The organism is Actinomadura montaniterrae, assembly GCF_008923365.1.
Taxonomy (GTDB): domain Bacteria; phylum Actinomycetota; class Actinomycetes; order Streptosporangiales; family Streptosporangiaceae; genus Spirillospora; species Spirillospora montaniterrae.
Window position 1 is genome coordinate 1 of the sequence record NZ_WBMR01000481.1, and the last position, 1,398, is coordinate 1,398.

The 1,398-nt window shown below is 69.2% G+C and carries 1 protein-coding gene; it reads left to right on the top strand.

What is annotated here, in order from left to right; all coding sequences use genetic code 11:
- Nucleotides 1-293: 293 nt before the first annotated feature.
- A complete protein-coding gene (locus F9B16_RS50425; protein WP_151547347.1) occupies nucleotides 294-1,355 on the top strand; it encodes a BMP family lipoprotein in 1,062 nt (353 codons plus the stop codon).
- Nucleotides 1,356-1,398 lie beyond the last annotated feature (43 nt).

The window sequence follows — 1,398 nt, forward strand, 5'->3', positions numbered from 1 at the left end:
CGGCGCCGGCCGGTGCTCGCCCGGCGGTCGCTCGGCGTCGGCCCGGTGCTCGCCCGGCGCGGGCCGTGTTCGTCACGCCGGGCGTGTCCGGCCCGCCGGGCGCGGCCGCCGCGGCCGTCACTGGCAGCGATCATGTGCGCGCTGACCTGTGCCGATATGCGTACGCATTGGTAACGGACCTATTGCGAAACGGCGCAAGCTGGCAGTTTTCCACCAAACGCGAGGTAGCGTCCCAACGATTTCGGTGGCCGAGCGGCCGCCGATCCCGGGTGGGGAACGGAAGGAGCGCTACCTTGCGCCGTGGACTGAAGATCACTCTCGTCACCGTGACGGGTGCGGCGCTGACGCTGGGCGGCGCTTCCGCGTGCGGCGGCAAGAAGGCCGGTGGCGACAGCGGCGACGACAACGGCAAGAAGACCCTCAAGGTGGGCCTGGCGTTCGACATCGGCGGCCGCGGCGACCAGTCGTTCAACGACTCGGCGGCGGCCGGCCTCACGAAGGCCGAGAAGGACCTGCACGTCACCACCAAGGAGATCTCCGCGCAGCCGGACGAGCCCGACTCCGACAAGGAGTCGCGCCTGCGCCTGCTCGCCAGCACCGGCTACAACCCCGTCATCGGCGTCGGCTTCTCCTACACGGCGTCGCTGCTGAAGGTCGCCAAGGCGTTCCCGAACACCAAGTTCTTCGTCGTGGACGCCGACGGCTGCAAGGTCGAGGGCGCCAACGTCGCCGGCTCCTGCTTCTCCGAGGAGCAGGGCTCGTTCCTGGTCGGCGCCGCCGCGGCGCTCAAGTCCAAGACCGGGAAGATCGGCTTCATCGGCGGCGTCGACGTCCCGCTGATCCAGAAGTTCTTCGCCGGCTACCAGGCGGGCGCCAAGAAGGCCAAGCCCGGCATCACCGTGCTGCCGCCGAAGTACCTGACCGAGCCGCCGAACTTCAACGGCTTCAAGGACACCGGCCTCGGCAACGAGGCCGCCAAGGGCCAGCTCGACAAGGGCGCGGACGTCATCTACCACGCCGCGGGCGGCGCCGGCATCGGCGTCATCAAGACCGTCGGCGCGGCCGGCAAGTGGGCCATCGGCGTCGACTCCGACCAGTACAACCAGCCCGCCGTCGCCGACGTGAAGACCCACATCCTCACCTCGATGGTCAAGCACGTCGACCTGTCGGTGTTCAACTTCGTCGAGTCGGTCGCGAACAACCAGTTCAAGGCCGGCACGGTGCAGTACAACCTGCAGAACGACGGCGTCGGCTACGCCACGTCCGGCGGCAACGTCGACGACATCAAAGCCAAGCTGGACGACCTGAAGGCGCAGATCGTGGCCGGCAAGATCACCGTCCCGACCAAGCCGTAGCGGTCACAGGGCGGGCCGCCGCGGCATCCGCCGGGCCGGCCCG